Genomic DNA, 15,262 nt, shown 5'->3' on the forward strand with positions numbered 1-15,262 from the left:
GCCCCGGCCTGCTTGGCCGGAGTCTCGCGCTGTATGGGCCTGGTCAGGCCCGCTGGACGGCAGCGAACCTCTCGACGGCGACCGCAACCGCGCGCTGGCGGGCCTCTGCGGCGTCCTTGTCGGTCAGCGTCCTGTCCCCGCGGAAACGCAGGGCGAACGCGAGGGACTTGCGGCCCTCGCCGACCTGGTCGCCGGTGTAGACGTCGAACAGCGACACGGACTCCAGCAGCTCGCCGGCACCCTCGGTGAGGGCGGCCGCGACATCGGCCGAAGCCACGGACTCGTCGACGATCAGCGCGACATCCTCCTTGGCCAGCGGGAAGCTGTGCAGCGTGCCGATTTTCCCTCCGTGGCGGGCCGCGGCGAGCAGCGCGTCGAGGTCGAGTTCGACGGCGCAGGTGCGCTCCGGCAGCCGGTAGGCCTTGACGACGGCGGGATGCAGCTCGCCGGCGTACCCGAGGACGACACCGTCGACGCTGAGCTCCGCGCACCGGCCGGGGTGCCACGGGGCCTCCTCGGCGTTGCGGCGTGCCACGGTGACGCCGACCGCCGCGGCTGCCCGCTCGGCGAACGCGACAACGTGCGTCCAGTCCGCGGGAACTGCCGGGCCCTGCCAGCCGGCGGCCCGCCACTGGCCGGTCACGACGGCGGCAAGGTGGTGGGGCTGCGCGGGCAGCGCCGCGTCGAGCGCGGCGAGCTCCTCGTCAGTGGGCCGGTGGGTCACGCCGGGGCGCGGGGCCGCGGGCTCGGAGCCGTCGACGAACACCCGCCCCTGCTCGAACAGGGCCAGGTCGGTCAGCGATCTGGACGTGTTGCGCGCCACGGCGGCGAACAGGCCCGGCAGCAGGGTGCTGCGCAGGTACCCGTGGGTCTCGGAGAGCGGGTTGGCGAGCTTGACCAGGGCGCGGCGACCGTCCTCGGCGCCGAGTCCGAGCTGGTCCAGCTCGGCCGTGGACGCGAAGGGCAGCGTCAGCACCTCGGTGAAGCCGAGGTCTGCGACGGCCCGGAGCGCGGCGCGTCGGTCGCGGATCACCGGGTCGAGCCCTGCGGACTCGGCGGGCACGGGGAGGCGGCGGCCGATGGCGTCGTACCCGACGTGCCGGCCGACCTCCTCGACGACGTCGTACGGATCGACGAGGTCGCCGCGCCAGCTGGGCGCGGTCACGGTCAGGGAGTCGCCCAGCGCGGTGGCTTCGACGCCGGAGGCGCGCAGGATCTTGAGCACGCGCTCCTGCTCGACGGGGGCGCCGAGGATGGCGGGGATGAGCCCCGAGCGCAGCTTGATGTGGTGCGGCTCGGGGGCGCCGCCGACGACCGTCTCGGCGGTGACGCGGCCGCCGCCGTGAGCGACGAGCAGCTTCGCCGCGCGCTTCGCGGCCGCGTAGGGCAGCTGCGGGTCGACGCCGCGCTCGAAGCGCTTGGATGCCTCGGACGGCAGGCCATGGCGGCGGAACGTCCGCGAGACCGAGGAGGACGCGAAGCTGGCGGCCTCGAGGACGATGGTCGTGGTGGAGTCCGACACCTCGGTGGTCTCTCCGCCCATCACGCCGGCCAGCCCGATCGGGCCGGTGTCGTCGGTGATGAGGAGGTCGTCCGCGTCGAGGTCGCGGTCCTGGCCGTCGAGTGTGCGCAGCTTCTCCCCCGCCTCGGCGAGGCGGACCCGGATCGGGCCGGCCAGCTTCGCGGCGTCGTACGCGTGCAGCGGTTGCCCGGACTCGAGCATCACGTAGTTGGTGACGTCGACGGCGAGCGAGATGGAGCGGACGCCGGAGGCCCGCAGCCGGGCCACCATCCAGTCCGGGGAAGGCTGGGACGGGTCGATCTCGTCGATGGTCAGCGCGACGAAGCAGGAGCAGCGGTCGGAGTCCAGCACGATCGGGTGCCCGCCCTCGACGGGCTCGGGCAGCCGCGTGCGGTAGCGGTCCTCGTAGCTGACCTGGTTCGCGATGGCTGCCTCGCGGGCCAGGCCGCGCATGGAGAGGCAGTAGGCCAGGTCGGGGGTCACGTCGATGTCGAGGACCTCGTCAGCCGTCCACAGCAGGTCGATCGCGTCGGCGCCGGGCTCTGCGGAGTCGGCGGGCAGCACGATGATGCCGCTGTGGTCCTCCCCCAGGCCCAGCTCGTCGACGGCGCACATCATGCCGTCGGAGACGTGGCCGTAGGTCTTGCGGGCGGCGATGGCGAAGTCGCCGGGCAGCACGGTGCCCGGCAGCGCGACGACCACGAGGTCGCCGACCTCGAAATTGCTGGCGCCGCACACGATGCCGCGGCTGGCCGGGAACTCATCGGTTGCCTCGTCGTTCAGGTGGCCGACGTCGACGCGGCAGTAGCGGATGACCTTGCCGTTCTTCTGAGGCTCGTCGACGAAGCTGAGCATGCGGCCGACGGTCAGCGGACCGGTGACCGGGGAGCCGACCTGCTCGATGTGTTCGACGGTGAGGCCGACCTTGATGAACTGCTCGGCCAGGCGCGCGGTCGTGACGTCTGAGGGCAGCGCGACGAGGTCACGCAGCCAGGAGATCGGGGCCTTCATCGGGCTCCCCCCAGGATGGAACGGCTGAATCGGATGTCGCCCTCGACGAAGTCGCGCAGGTCGGGGGCGCCGGTGCGGAACATGACGGTGCGGTCGACGCCCATGCCGAAGGCGAAGCCGGAGTACACGTCGGGGTCGATGCCGCAGGCGGCGAGCACGCGGGGGTTGACGATGCCGCAGCCGCCCCACTCGATCCAGCCCTCGGAACGGCAGGTGCGGCAGGGTCGGTCGGGGTTGCCGACGGAGTCTCCGTGGCACACGAAGCAGCGCAGGTCGACCTCGCCGGACGGCTCGGTGAACGGGAAGTAGTGCGGGCGCATGCGCGTGATCACGTCGTCGCCGAACATCGCCTGCGCGAGGTGGTCGAGAGTGCCGCGCAGGTCCGCCATGGAGATGCCCTTGTCGACGACGAGGCCCTCCAGCTGGTGGAACACGGGCAGGTGCGTCGCGTCGTACTCGTCGGCGCGGAACACCTTGCCGGGGCTGATGACGTACAGCGGGACGCCACGCGTCAGCAGCGCGCGGGCCTGCACCGGCGACGTCTGCGTGCGCAGCAGCCGACCGGCCGATGGCGGATCGACCCAGAGGGTGTCCTGCAGGGCGCGGGCCGGGTGGTCGGGGGCGAGGTTGAGGGCGTCGAAGTTGTACCACTCGGCCTCGACCTGGGGGCCGTCTGCGACCTGGTAGCCCATCGCGACGAACACGTCGATCATCTCGTCGATGAGGGTGGTGACGGGGTGTAGCGCCCCATGGGGCGCGACGTCGACGGGCAGCGTCATGTCGATTCGCTCGGCGACCAGCGCCGCGGCCTCCTCGGCCGCGCTCAGCTCCGCCTGGCGGGCAGCGACGGCGCGGGAGACCTCGCCGCGGGCCTTGCCGACGCGCTGGCCGGCCTCCTTGCGGGCCTGCGGAGGCAGCGCGCCGATCTCCCGGTTCGCCAGGGCGAGCGGGGATGCGTCGCCCGCGTGGTCGAGACGCGCCTGCTTCAGCTGGGCGGAGTCTGTCGCGGCCTCGATCGCGTCGAGTGCTGCTGCCACGTAGCCGTCGATCGCCGTCGGGTCGAGTGCGGCGACCTGCTTGGGATCGAAGTTGTCGTTAGGCCCTGACATGGGACCCTCCTTCGCGTCGTTGCGCCGAGGCGGTGGCGTACAGGCACACCGCTGCGGCGCTGGAAAGGTTCAGGCTCTCGGCCTGCCCCCACATCGGGACGGCCACGACCTCGTCGGCCAGGCGCGCGTCCTCTTCGGGCAGGCCCCAGGCCTCGTTGCCCATGATCCAGGCGATCGGGCCGCTCAGCTCGCCCGCGGCCGCCTTGAGGTCAAGGGCGTCGCCCTCGCCGTCGGCGGCGAGCACGGTCATGCCCTGGGCCTTGACTTTGGCGACGGCGTCGGTGAGCGGCACGCCTGTGAGGATCGGCATGTGGAAGAGGCTTCCGACCGTGGAGCGGACGGTCTTGGGGTTGTAGATCTCGACGGAGCCGGTCGTGAGGATCACACCGTCGGCCCCGAATGCGTCGGCGCACCGGATCACCGTGCCGGCGTTGCCCGGGTCCCGCACCTGCGCGCAGATCACGACAAGCCGGGCGTCGGCGATGTCCTCCCAGCCGAACTCCAGCTGCCGACACACGGCGATGATGCCCTGCGGCGTGACGGTGTCGCTGAGCTGCCGCATCTGGGCGACGGTGGCATGCCAGATCGGCACGTCGGTCCCCACGATGAGGTCCGCGTGCTTGTCCACGTCGTCGACGATCAGCTCCTGAACGAGGCCCTTGGCGGCAAGCGCCTCGCGCACTGCCTGACGGCCCTCCGCCAGGAAGGTGCCGGTGAGGTCCCGGCCTCTGCGCTGGGTCAGACGACGAACCGAACGCAGCACCGAGGCGGGCAGGCCTGGCGCGGCGTTCGGTTCGTGAGTCACTGGACCGCCCCTCAGGCGGCCGCGACGCTCTGGTTGTCCTTGGCGACAGCAACCAGGGCGTTGAAGGCAGCGGTGTCGTTGACGGCCAGATCGGCGAGGATCTTGCGATCGACCTCGACGCCCGCGTTCTTCAGACCGGAGATCAGACGGTTGTAGGTCATGCCCTCGGCGCGGGCGGCAGCGTTGATGCGCTGGATCCACAGCCCACGGAAGTCGCCCTTCTTGGCGCGACGGTCGCGGTAGCTGTAGGTGGCCGAGTGGAGCATCTGCTCCTTGGCCTTGCGGTACAGGCGGGAACGCTGGCCGCGGTAGCCGGAGGCCAGCTCGAGAACTTCGCGACGCTTCTTCTTCGCATTCACAGAACGCTTCACGCGTGCCATGGGATCACTCCTTGGGGATTGGTCGGCCTAGCCGACGGTGGGTTCGTTGACGAGAGGGGGGTTAGGCTCAGCGGCCCTTGTGCTTGCCAAGGAGCTTGCGGATCTTCTTGGCGTCGGGAGCCGAGACGGACTCCGCGGCCTGCAGACGGCGGATGCGCGTCGAGGCCTTGTGCTCGTTGAGGTGACCCAGGTTGGCCTGACGGCGCACCAGCTTGCCGGTGCCGGTGGTCTTGAACCGCTTCTTCGCGCCGGAGTGCGACTTCATCTTGGGCATGTCCATGCCTCGCTTTCTTCTTCGTGGCCGATCTCGTCAGAGATCGATGTCTGGGTCCATGTTGTCGGCGGGACCGCGCCTCTTCTTCGTCGAGGTGGTGCCACCGGCCGCCGCGCGGAGCTCGGCCTCAGCGACCTTGTCCTGCTCGGCGTTCTCGCGTCGCTCCGCCATCCGACGGTCCCGGTCCGCTGCCTGGTCGGCGCGGGCCTCGGTCTTCTTCTTGGTCGGGCCGAGGACCATCAGCATGTTGCGGCCGTCCTGCTTGGGCGCGGACTCGACGTAACCGAACTCGGTCACATCCTCAGCCAGGCGACGCAGCAGGTCCATGCCGAGCTCGGGGCGCGACTGCTCGCGGCCTCGGAACATGATGGTGATCTTGACCTTGTCGCCGGCCTTCAGGAACCGGACGACGTGGCCCTTCTTCGTCTCGTAATCGTGCTTGTCGATCTTGAGGCGGAGCTTCATCTCCTTGGTGTCGACGTTCGACTGGTTGCGACGGGCGTCGCGCACCTTCTGCGCGGCCTCGTACTTGAACTTGCCGTAGTCCATGAGCTTGGCGACCGGGGGCCGCGCCATCGGCGCCACTTCGACAAGATCCAGATCGTTCTCCGCGGCGAGACGCAAGGCGTCCTCGACGCGCACGATGCCTACCTGCTCGCCGTTAGGGCCGACGAGCCGGACTTCGGGTACTCGGATGCGATCATTGATCCGCGGTTCAGTGCTGATGGGTCCTCCAAGGTTGAGTCGTGTGTCGCCGGGCAAGCAAAAAGGCCCCCGCACGTGCGGAGGCCACTGACATCGAACCCGGACGCACGTGGGCGTCCCGGTTACCGATGACCCGGCCGCCGGGGCAGCCAAGGTGGGAGGTGACTCCACTTGAGCGGGCAGCATCATGCTGCCGGTAACTCACGGAAGTCTACGCGGCGCAGGAACGAAACGCTAATCGGGTCCCGGTCACCCCTGCGACGACTCTTCCTCCGCCCGGTCGTCGGCGTAGCGGACCCAGCCGAACTCCCCGTCATCGAACTCCACGACCGCCATGCCGGAGGCAAGGAACTCCAGCGCCTCGCCGGAGATGACGAGCGGGTGGGGGCCGGCCACGTCGATGAGCAACGCGCCCGCCCCTGCGGGCCCGACCGTCGCGCAGAGTTCGTCGAGCAGGCAGGGCACCGGACGGGCGCCGACCTGCCAGGCGCGCAGCGAGTCGACGCCGGTGAAGGCGAGCAGGTGGCTGCCCGACTCGTCGGTCAGCGTGACGGCAGCCATCTCGGCATGCCTGTCAGGGTCAGGTTCGGTTCCCCCGTCGTCGCCGCTCGCCACGATGGGGAGCAGCAGCCGGCTGGAACAGAGCGCCACCAGCGCACGGATGTAGCTTGTCGGGTCCTCGACGCGGGCGAGCGCCTCGCGCGTGAGGGGGTCGGCCTCGCCGTGGTCGCCGGCGAAGCGGGAGCTGGGCTGGGCGAGGGTTCGCAGATCCATGTCAGCGAGGGTAGCCGTACCGGAGGGACTGTTGGCCTGTGACAGACTGGACACATGATGTCTCTGGCGTTCCTGATCACCCTCGGGCTGGCCGTCGTCATCCTCGCGGTCGCCGCGGGGATGACCGCCCGGACACGCGCCGCGCGCCCCGCCGTCATCGGCGCCGGCCTTGCCGCGCTGGTGGTCGGCTACTGGCTGACCGGGTGGACGCAGCTGACGATCAACGGCATCGCCTCGCTCGTCGACTGGTTCCACCGCACGGCGCTGACGACGCCTGTCGCCTGGGGTACCGGCCTGCTGGTCGGTGGCCTGATCGTCACCGTCGTCGGAGCTCTGCTCCCGAAGGGCTCCGCCCAGCCGTCGAAGGGCGCCTCGCCCACGGCCGGATCGGGTCCGCGGGCCGCGGCAGGGGGTCCGGGCGCGGCCACGAAGGCGGGGCCGGGTGCTGGCGCGGGGCCCGTACCGACGCGCCAGAAGTCGACGCCCCAGGTTCAGAAGGGCGCCCAGCCGACGGGCCTTGACCCCGAGGACGCCGAGATCGAGGAGCTGCTGCGCAAGCGCGGCATCATGTGACGCCACCCTGACCGACGGACGCCACCCTTACCAACGGACGCCACCCTTACCGACCGACGCCACCCTTCGTGACCGATGCCACCGCCATGGCGGTGGCATGTGCTGAAACGGGTGGCGTCTGTCGGTAAGGGTGGCGCCTGCGTGGAGGAGCGACGGCGCGTCACGCAACATCGGGCTGTGGATGGACGGAGCGGACTTCTCCACAGGTGGGCGCGCGCGACGGCGAAGTGACCCACGCCGGACTGGACTCGTCGCATGACACGAGACGACGTCTTCACACACGCCCAGCTGCTCTCGACGGGACTCACCGACCGCGAAGTCCGTCAGCGACTCCGCGCCGGGCAGCTGACCAGGCCCAGGCGCGGGATCTACCACGCGTCGGGCCCGCAGAACGCCGTCGACGAGCACCGGCTGCTCATCCTGAGCGCGCTCTCGTTCGTGCACGACTCCAACGTGATCAGCCACCAGTCCGCCGGCGTCATCCACGGACTTCCCGTCCCGTCCGACGGGCTGTCCCTGGTGACGATGACCCGGCTGACCGCCGGCCACGGCAAGGGTAGCCCGCTGTTGCGCGTCCGCCAGACGGCCATCGACCCGGACGAGTACGAGGATCGCGCCGGACTTCGGATCACCACCCTGGCCCGCACGGCCGCCGACCTCGCCAGAACAATGCCCTTCGAGTGGGCAGTGGCCGCCCTCGATGCCGCGCTCGCTGCAGGGCTGGAGCGCGCGGAGTTGGTCTCTGCCCTGAACCGGCACCCGCGGCTGGCGGGGCTGGGGATCGCCCGTCGCGCCCTGTCCTTCGCGGATGGGCGGGCCGAGTCACCAGCCGAGTCGATCAGCCGGGTCCAGTTCGCCCGCTTCGGGGTGCCGGCACCCGTGGTGCAGTTCGAGGTGGTCGACGCCGACGGTAGCGTCGTGGCCCGCGCCGACTCCGGCTGGCCGGAACTCGGGCTCGTCGGCGAGGTGGACGGGAAGTGGAAGTACGGCGAGCTGCTGAAGCCTGGGCAGTCGCCGGAGGAGGCCATCATGCGCGAGAAGCGACGGGAGGAGGCCATCCGGCAGGCCGGGTTCTGGATCGTCCGGTGGGACTGGGCGACCGCAGTACAGGGCGCCGCTCTCGCACGGCTCATTCGCAGCGCGATGGTCACGCCCGCCCGAAGGTCCCACCCTTAGCGACAGACGCCACCCGTTTCAGCACATGCCACCGCCATGGCGGTGGCATCGGTCACGAAGGGTGGCGTCCGTTGGTAAGGGTGGCGTCTGTTGGTATGGGTGGCGTCAGGCGACGGGGTCGCGGCCGGCGCCCTGGGCGACGAGCCAACGGCGCAGGTCGACAACCTTGCGGCGACCGGCCTCGCCCTCGAGGAACTGGATCGCCAGCACGGGCTGACGCTTCAGCTCCTCACCGTCGGTCTTGATCAGCAGCGACGTCCAGGCGTCGCCTGGACGCAGCCGCACACCCGCGATCTGGGCGATGCTGAACCGACGGATGAAGGGCCCGTTGCGGACGATGACGCCGCGCTCGTCGGCCCACAGCCGCGAATAGCCGATGCTGAGCATCATCCCGATCATCAGGAACACGAAGAACAGGAGCGTGCCCGCCTGTGGCCAGGTGATCTTGTCGCGGATCTCCTCGCCGATCGCCCACCATCCGAACATCGAGGCGCTCAGCAGGACGATGGACAGCACGACAGCTGTCATCAGGGCCGGCGGGCTCGTGTAGGACAGACGCTCGGGACCCGCCGCGGTCTCGGGCGCCGCGTCGCTCACAGGCGGCACGCCGTGAGCTCGGTGAGGAGGATGCCGCGGGCGCCGGCCTCGTAGAGCTGGTCCATCAGGAGGTGCGCGCCCTTGCGGGGCACGAGCACGCGGACGGCGAACCAGCCCTCCTTGGCCAGCGTGGAGACGGTCGGCCCCTCGACGCCGGGCGCCAGGGCGAGCGTCGCGTCGAAGCTCGACTGCTCGACGTTGTAGTCCATCATCAGGTAGTTCTGGGCGACGAGGACGGACGTGAGGCGGGTGCGGAGCGCGTCGGCGCTGGCCGGCAGCTCGTCGGCTCCGTTGCGCTGGATCAGCACGGCCTCGGAGCTGCAGATCGAGTCGCCGAACAGCTCAAGGCCGGCGCGGCGGAGCGTGGTGCCCGTGTCGACGACGTCCGCGACGACGTCCGCGACGCCGAGTCGGATGGCCGACTCCACGGCCCCGTCGAGCTTCACCAGCTCGGCGGAGATGCCCTGCTCGTCGAGGAAGGCGCGCAGCAGGCCGGGGTACGACGTGGCGATGCGCTTGCCCGCGACGTCAGCGACGGTCATCGTCGAGCCCCCGAACGCGGCGAACCGGAAGCGTGACCCGGCGAAGCCGAGCTGCATGATCTCGGTGGCGTCGGCGGCGGAGTCGATCAGCATGTCGCGGCCGGTGATGCCGAGGTCGAGGTCGCCGCGGCCGATGTAGACGGCGATGTCGCGGGGACGCAGGTAGTAGAACTCGACGTTGTGGTCGGAGTCGATCAGCGTCAGGTCCTTGGCGTCGGTGCGCTGACGGTAGCCCGCCGCCCGCAGCATGGCGGCGGCTGGCTCGGCCAGCGCGCCCTTGTTCGGGACGGCGATGCGGAGAAGTCGGTCGTTGCTCACGTGAAAGCCCTTGTCAGAGGTAGCGGTTGATGTCGTTGATGTCGAGGCCGAGCTTGATCATCATGACCTGGGTCCAGTAGATGAGCTGGCTCATCTCCTCGGCCGCCTCTTCCTTCGACTGGTACTCGGAGGCCATCCAGACCTCGGAGGCCTCCTCGACGATCTTCTTGCCGATGGCATGGACGCCTTCGTCGAGCTTCCTCACGGTGCCGGACCCCTCGGGTCGCGCGCTGGCGGTCTCGGTCAACTGCTCGAAGAGCTGCTCAAAGGACTTCACGGGGGGCAGCCTACCCTCTAGAGCCGGATGCCGAGCAGCGCATCGAGCGCGTCGCGCGTGACGTCCGCCGCGGCCTGGTTCCCGACCCCGCGCTCCGCCGAGGCCTCGACCCAGGCGTCGACGGCGGCCAGCGCCGCCGGGGCGTCGAGGTCCGTGCGGAGCGCCGAGCGGAGGGCGGCGAGCAGCTCGTCGACTGGGGCGACGACCCCGGATTCGACGGCGGCGCGCCAGCGGGTCAGGCGGGCGGTGGCCACCTCGAGCTGGTCCGGGGTCCACTCCCAGTCGCTGCGGTAGTGGTGCGCGAGCAGCACCAGCCGGATGGCCATCGGGTCGGCCCCCTGGTGACGCAGCCGGCTGACGAGCTCCAGGTTCCCCTTGGACTTGCTCATCTTCTCGCCGTGGAGCGCGACCATGCCGGAGTGGACGAAGGCGCCGGCCAGTGGCCGCCCCGTCGCGACGACGCCCTCGGCGGCGCACATCTCGTGGTGCGGGAAGACGAGGTCGGAGCCGCCGCCCTGCACGTCGAAGTCGGGGCCGAGCCAGCGCAGCGCGATGGCGGTGCACTCGATGTGCCAGCCGGGCCGCCCCGCGCCGAGGTCGGAGGCCCAACTCGGCTCGCCAGGGCGGGAGAAGCGCCACACGAGACAGTCGAGCGGGTGCCGCTTGCCGGGGCGGTCGGGGTCGCCGCCGTTGGCCGCGAACCGCTCGGTCATCGCCTTCTCATCCAGGTGGCTGACCGACCCGAAGCCCGGCGCGCCGACTGTGTTGAAGTACCAGTCCGGGTACTCGTCGTCGTCGACCTGGTAGACCAGCCCGGAGTCCTTGAGCACCTCGATGAGGTCGAGCACATAGGAGATGGACTCGACGGCACCGATGTAGTGGTCCGGAGGAATGACGCGCAGGTCGGTCATGTCGGAGCGGAACAGCTCGATCTGCCCCTCCGCGAGCTCCTCCCAGTCCTGGCCGGTCTCGGCGGCCCGCTCCAGCAGCGGGTCATCGACGTCGGTCACGTTCTGGGTATAGGTGACGCTCAGCCCGAGGTCGCGCCACACGCGGCCGACGAGGTCGAACGTGACGTAGGTGTTGGCGTGGCCGAGGTGCGTCGCGTCGTAGGGGGTGATGCCGCACACGTACAGCCGAGCGACGTCGCCGACCGGCGTGACGGGGGCGACCGCGCCGGTTGCAGTGTCGAAGAGGCTGAGCGCCTCGGGCACCTGGTCCGACGGGGGAAGACTGGGAATGGCGACGGGAGCCCACGCAAACATGGCCCCAAATCTAGCGGCTACAGCGGGGGCCACGGGATCGCCGGACGTCCCCGGCCGGGACGGGGCATCTCGCCCGCCGCGAACAGGGCCGCTGCCCGGTCGGCCAGCGCCTCCCATTCCTCGTCGGCCAGGCCGGGCGCGAGCGGGGCGTCGAGCGCCATCAGGCTTTCCAGCAGCCGCAGCTCCGGCTCGGTGAACGGGTCGTCGACCCATCCCCACAGGACGGTTCGCAGCTTCGGGTCGACGTGCAGGCTCACCCCGTGGTCGACGCCGCGGACGGCATCCCCATCGGCGATCAGGTGGCTGGCCTTGCGGTCCGCGTTGTTGAGGAGCGCGTCGAAGATCGCGACGCTCCGCAGCCGGGCGTCGTCGCGGTGGGCCAGCAGCAGGGGGCTGCCGTCCTCGGTCTCGACGGCGAGAATCGGCAGCCATTCCTCGGTGAGGTCCTCGGGCGGCAGCAGGCCGATCAGGTCGGTCGGCTCCCCCTCGATCCAGGCCTGGGCCGATCCCTCGCCCAGCGGCCCGTCACACCACACCGTGGTGGGCACGATGCCCAGCCCGAGTGCCTCGGAGAGGGCGAACGCTGCGACCTCGCGACGGCTCAGCGTCGCCTCGGGGAAGTCCCACAGGGGCGCCTCCCCCGCCACGGGCTTGTAGACCCAGCGGTCCCCCGCCTCGTCGGAGGCGAGGAAGGTGGCGTTCGAGGCGTCGGTGAGTCGCCCCACCAGCCTCAGCGCGCCACGCGGCCCGGTCACGGGAACAACGGGCCCCGGTACCCGTTCGCCCGCGGGCAGATGTGACCGCCCGGGTCGAGGGGCTGACCGCAGGCCGGACAGGCGGGCCTGCCGGACGCGACGAAGACCTGTGCCCTGGCCGCGAACTCGCGCGCCATCGCGGGGGTCATGCGGATCTGGAGGAGGGAGTTGTCGCCGGAGTCCTCGTCGAGCTCGACGGAGATGAGCTCGAGGACGAGGCGCTCGGTCTCCTGGTCCCAGGCCAGCCCGATGGCCGACGCCCGGAAGTTGACCTCGAGGGGCGCGTCCAGGGGGCCCATGTCGAAGGGCTGATGCGCGGGCGGCACGTCGTGCCCCAGTTCGCTCAGCTGGTCGAGGACCTCGGTGACGCGCATGCTGAGCAGCAGAGTCTGCTGCTTCTCCAGCGCCACGGCTGCCAGTTCGTTGCCCTGCGCGACCTGGATGAGGAACAGCCTGCTCCCCGGCTGGCCCACGGTGCCGACCACGCAGCGGTCGGGTCGCTTGAACTCCCAGAACATGGCGCCCACCCTACTTGGCCCGTGCAACGTCGCCGCCGCCGACGACGTGCCCGGGACGTGAGCCGATCAGGTCTGACAGGTCGCCGCCGGCGTTGACGCACAGCACCATGGTGCGGTCGCCGCGCATCTCGATGACGCTCACCCCGGCGGGGTTGACGTGCACACGCTGGAACCGGTCGATCCCGATGCCGAAGGCGTGCGCCAACACCGCCTTGATGGGGTCGCCGTGCGAGAAGACCACGATGGTCTCGTCGTCGGCGTGCCGCGCCGCCAGATCGCCGACGACGCCGGTGACCCGGTCGAACATGTCGCGCATCGACTCGCCGTCGGGGAAGGTGACGCTCCCCGGATCGGCCTGGATCGTGTCCCAGACGGCCTCGGAGCGCAACTCGTCGAGCCGGAGCCCGGTCCACCGTCCGTAGTCGCATTCGGTCAGCCCCTCGACGACCAACGGGTCCGGGAATCCCGCGAGCTGGGCGGTCTCCAGGCAGCGCTCGATCGGCGAGCTGTAGGCCGCCGCGACCGGCGCGGAGGCCAGCGCCTCGCGGAGCCGCGTCGCCTGGTCGCGCCCGGCCTCGTCGAGGCGGATCCCGGCAGCCCTTCCCGCGAGCACCCCGTCCGCGTTCGCGGTGGAGCGTCCGTGGCGGATGAGCACGACCCTGGTCATGCCGCCAGCCTATGCGCTGGCCGGGAGGGGTAGAGTGACGCTGTTTTGTCTTCTCCCGAGGGGAATCGTCCATGGACTGGTTGCAGGCCATCGTGCTCGGCCTCGTGCAGGGTCTCACCGAGTTCCTGCCCGTCAGCTCAAGCGCCCACGTCTCGATCGTCGGCCAGCTGTTCTTCGGCGGCGACGACCCGGGCGCGGCCTTCACGGCCGTGACCCAGCTGGGCACCGAGACCGCAGTGCTGGTCTACTTCCGGCGGGACATCGCCCGCATCATCACGCAGTGGATCGGCAGCCTCCGAGGCACCGTCGACCGGAAGGACCCCGACGCCCGGATGGGCTGGCTGGTGATCATCGGCTCCGTCCCGATCGTGCTGCTCGGTGTGATCTTCGAGAACGCCATCGACGCGACGCTGCGCAACCTGTGGATCACGGTGGCGATGCTGGCCGGCGTGGCGATCATCCTGGCCATCGCCGACCGCTTCGGCGCGAACAACACGCGCACCATGAAGGAGCTCACCTGGCCGCACGGCATCCTGTTCGGCCTGTTCCAGGCGTGCGCCCTGATTCCCGGCGTGTCCCGCTCGGGCGCGACGATCTCCGGTGGCCTCTTCCTCGGCTACTCCCGCGAGGCCGCGGCCCGCTACGCGTTCCTGCTCGCCGTCCCCGCCGTGTTCGGTTCCGGCCTGTACAAGCTGAAGGACATCCCCGGCGACCCGCACGTGTCGTGGGGTCCGACGATCGTCGCGACGCTGATCGCGTTCTTCGTCGGCTACGCCGTCATCGCCTGGCTGCTGCGCTACATCTCGACGCACAACTTCACGATCTTCGTCGTCTACCGCCTCGCGGTCGCCGCGGTCGTCGCGGGCCTCATCTGGTCCGGCGTACTCGTCGCCTGAGACCCGGGTTATAGGGTCGGGGAATGCTGACACGACCGCTGGGATCATCCGGGCTGCAGGTGTCCGCCCTCGGGCTTGGCACCATGGCCTGGGGCCGCGACGTCGAGTGGCCCGTGGCCCGCGACATGCTCACCGAGTTCGTGGCCGCCGGCGGCAACCTCGTCGACACTGCGCCCGCCTACGGGGCCGGTGTCGCGGAGAAGATGATCGGAAAGGCCATCGCCGCCGGCCTGCCGCGCGAGTCGCTCGTCATCGCCTCCAAGGCGGGGTTCGTCGTGCGCGGCGGTCACCGCGTGATCGACACCTCTCGCGGTGCGCTGCTCGACGACCTGACGGCATCCCTGGCGCGACTACGGACCGACCACGTGGACCTGTGGCAGGTGCACGCCTGGGGCGACGCCCCGATCGAGGAGACGCTCTCGGCGCTCGACACCGCCGTCGCCCGGGGGATGGCCCGCTACGTCGGCGTGTCGAACTTCGTCGGCTGGCAGAGCGCCACCGCCGCCGCCTGGCAGGAGGCGGACCGCTCCCGCACGAAGCTCAGCAGCGTGCAGGTCGAGTACTCGCTCCTGGCCCGCCGGGCGGAGGTCGAGGTCATCGGCTCGGCCCGCCACCACGGGATGGGCGTGCTCGCCTGGTCGTCGCTGGGCCGCGGCGTGCTGACCGGCAAGTACCGGGGGAACCGCCTCCCGGGAGGCTCCCGCGGCGCGTCCGAACACTTCGGCTGGTTCGTCGAGCCGTACCTGCAGCCCCGCTCCGCCGCCATCGTCGACGCCGTCGCGCACGCCGCGCAGGGCCTGGGCCTGACACCGTCGCAGGTGGCGATGCTGTGGGTGCGCGACGCGCCGCAGGTCGCCTCAGCCCTCATCGGTCCGCGCACCGTCGACCAGCTCGCGGAGCTGCTCGAGACCGACGGCAAGGAACTCGTCGCGCCGATCGTCTCGGCGCTCGACGACATCTCCGGCGGCCCCAACGCCTACCGCTGACGAGGCCAGCATCCGCTGAGCCACAATTGTCCGTAAAGCAGCGGCGTCAATCGAGCGCACGGAACCGGGGAGAGAACGTATGGCGGATCAGAGCTTCGACGCGGCAGACATT

At 70.6% G+C, this 15,262-nt stretch carries 18 protein-coding genes; 4 read left to right on the top strand and 14 right to left on the bottom strand.

Annotation, left to right across the window (positions count from 1 at the left end; translation table 11 throughout):
- Positions 1-43 precede the first annotated feature (43 nt).
- The 7 genes from pheT to QH948_RS08870 all read right to left on the bottom strand — a co-directional run bounded on the left by pheT (position 44) and on the right by QH948_RS08870 (position 6,580).
- Entirely contained in the window at positions 44-2,533 is a 2,490-nt protein-coding gene (pheT, locus tag QH948_RS08840) for a phenylalanine--tRNA ligase subunit beta (RefSeq protein WP_281144074.1), read from the bottom strand.
- Complete coding sequence (gene pheS, locus QH948_RS08845; protein ID WP_281144075.1) at positions 2,530-3,642, bottom strand: phenylalanine--tRNA ligase subunit alpha; 1,113 nt, start codon at positions 3,640-3,642, stop codon at positions 2,530-2,532. The genes pheT and pheS overlap by 4 nt, the downstream gene beginning before the upstream one ends.
- Entirely contained in the window at positions 3,629-4,447 is an 819-nt protein-coding gene (locus tag QH948_RS08850; protein ID WP_281144076.1) for a TrmH family RNA methyltransferase, read from the bottom strand. Before QH948_RS08850 ends, pheS begins: the two co-directional genes overlap by 14 nt.
- An 11-nt stretch (positions 4,448-4,458) precedes the next feature.
- Entirely contained in the window at positions 4,459-4,827 is a 369-nt protein-coding gene (gene rplT, locus QH948_RS08855) for a 50S ribosomal protein L20 (protein WP_219083802.1), read from the bottom strand.
- 67 nt (positions 4,828-4,894) lie between these two features.
- A complete protein-coding gene (gene rpmI, locus QH948_RS08860; protein ID WP_219083801.1) occupies positions 4,895-5,101 on the bottom strand; it encodes a 50S ribosomal protein L35 in 207 nt (68 codons plus the stop codon).
- Positions 5,102-5,137: 36 nt separating this feature from the next.
- Complete coding sequence (infC, locus tag QH948_RS08865; RefSeq protein ID WP_219083800.1) at positions 5,138-5,863, bottom strand: translation initiation factor IF-3; 726 nt, start codon at positions 5,861-5,863, stop codon at positions 5,138-5,140.
- 192 nt (positions 5,864-6,055) lie between these two features.
- The gene (locus tag QH948_RS08870; protein WP_281144077.1) at positions 6,056-6,580 is read right to left on the bottom strand and encodes an SseB family protein; all 525 of its coding nucleotides are present in this window, start codon (positions 6,578-6,580) and stop codon (positions 6,056-6,058) included.
- A gap of 54 nt (positions 6,581-6,634) precedes the next feature.
- Between QH948_RS08870 and QH948_RS08875 the strand changes: the two genes are divergently transcribed.
- Together QH948_RS08875 and QH948_RS08880 are read left to right on the top strand one after the other, a co-directional pair.
- Positions 6,635-7,153: a hypothetical protein gene (locus QH948_RS08875; protein ID WP_281144078.1), complete on the top strand. Its 519-nt coding sequence runs from the start codon at positions 6,635-6,637 to the stop codon at positions 7,151-7,153.
- A 255-nt stretch (positions 7,154-7,408) separates the two neighbouring features.
- A complete protein-coding gene (locus tag QH948_RS08880) occupies positions 7,409-8,329 on the top strand; it encodes a type IV toxin-antitoxin system AbiEi family antitoxin domain-containing protein (RefSeq protein WP_281144079.1) in 921 nt (306 codons plus the stop codon).
- Positions 8,330-8,434: 105 nt separating this feature from the next.
- On the opposite strand, the gene QH948_RS08885 is transcribed toward QH948_RS08880, so the two are convergent.
- From QH948_RS08885 to QH948_RS08915, 7 genes are all read right to left on the bottom strand, one after another.
- A complete protein-coding gene (locus tag QH948_RS08885) occupies positions 8,435-8,926 on the bottom strand; it encodes a hypothetical protein (RefSeq protein WP_281144080.1) in 492 nt (163 codons plus the stop codon).
- Entirely contained in the window at positions 8,923-9,717 is a 795-nt protein-coding gene (gene hisG, locus QH948_RS08890) for an ATP phosphoribosyltransferase (RefSeq protein ID WP_281146172.1), read from the bottom strand. Before hisG ends, QH948_RS08885 begins: the two co-directional genes overlap by 4 nt.
- Before the next feature lie 82 nt (positions 9,718-9,799).
- Positions 9,800-10,063 (bottom strand): phosphoribosyl-ATP diphosphatase, encoded by a 264-nt coding sequence (locus QH948_RS08895; RefSeq protein ID WP_281144081.1) that lies wholly within the window; start codon positions 10,061-10,063, stop codon positions 9,800-9,802.
- A gap of 17 nt (positions 10,064-10,080) precedes the next feature.
- Positions 10,081-11,328 (bottom strand): cysteine--1-D-myo-inosityl 2-amino-2-deoxy-alpha-D-glucopyranoside ligase, encoded by a 1,248-nt coding sequence (mshC, locus tag QH948_RS08900; protein WP_281144082.1) that lies wholly within the window; start codon positions 11,326-11,328, stop codon positions 10,081-10,083.
- 17 nt (positions 11,329-11,345) lie between these two features.
- The gene (locus QH948_RS08905) at positions 11,346-12,083 is read right to left on the bottom strand and encodes an SCO1664 family protein (RefSeq protein ID WP_281144083.1); all 738 of its coding nucleotides are present in this window, start codon (positions 12,081-12,083) and stop codon (positions 11,346-11,348) included.
- Entirely contained in the window at positions 12,080-12,601 is a 522-nt protein-coding gene (locus tag QH948_RS08910; RefSeq protein ID WP_281144084.1) for a DUF3090 family protein, read from the bottom strand. The genes QH948_RS08905 and QH948_RS08910 overlap by 4 nt, the downstream gene beginning before the upstream one ends.
- Before the next feature lie 10 nt (positions 12,602-12,611).
- Entirely contained in the window at positions 12,612-13,268 is a 657-nt protein-coding gene (locus QH948_RS08915; protein ID WP_281144085.1) for a histidine phosphatase family protein, read from the bottom strand.
- A 71-nt stretch (positions 13,269-13,339) separates the two neighbouring features.
- Here QH948_RS08915 and QH948_RS08920 point away from each other — a divergent pair, with 71 nt between their 5' ends.
- Both QH948_RS08920 and QH948_RS08925 read left to right on the top strand, forming a co-directional pair.
- A complete protein-coding gene (locus QH948_RS08920; protein WP_281144086.1) occupies positions 13,340-14,164 on the top strand; it encodes an undecaprenyl-diphosphate phosphatase in 825 nt (274 codons plus the stop codon).
- A 23-nt stretch (positions 14,165-14,187) separates the two neighbouring features.
- Positions 14,188-15,150, top strand: a complete 963-nt coding sequence (locus QH948_RS08925) for an aldo/keto reductase (protein ID WP_281144087.1) — start codon at positions 14,188-14,190, stop codon at positions 15,148-15,150.
- Positions 15,151-15,262: the final 112 nt, after the last annotated feature.

The sequence above is a fragment of the Tessaracoccus lacteus genome, assembly GCF_029917005.1.
In the GTDB taxonomy this organism is placed as follows: Bacteria; Actinomycetota; Actinomycetes; order Propionibacteriales; family Propionibacteriaceae; genus Arachnia; species Arachnia lactea.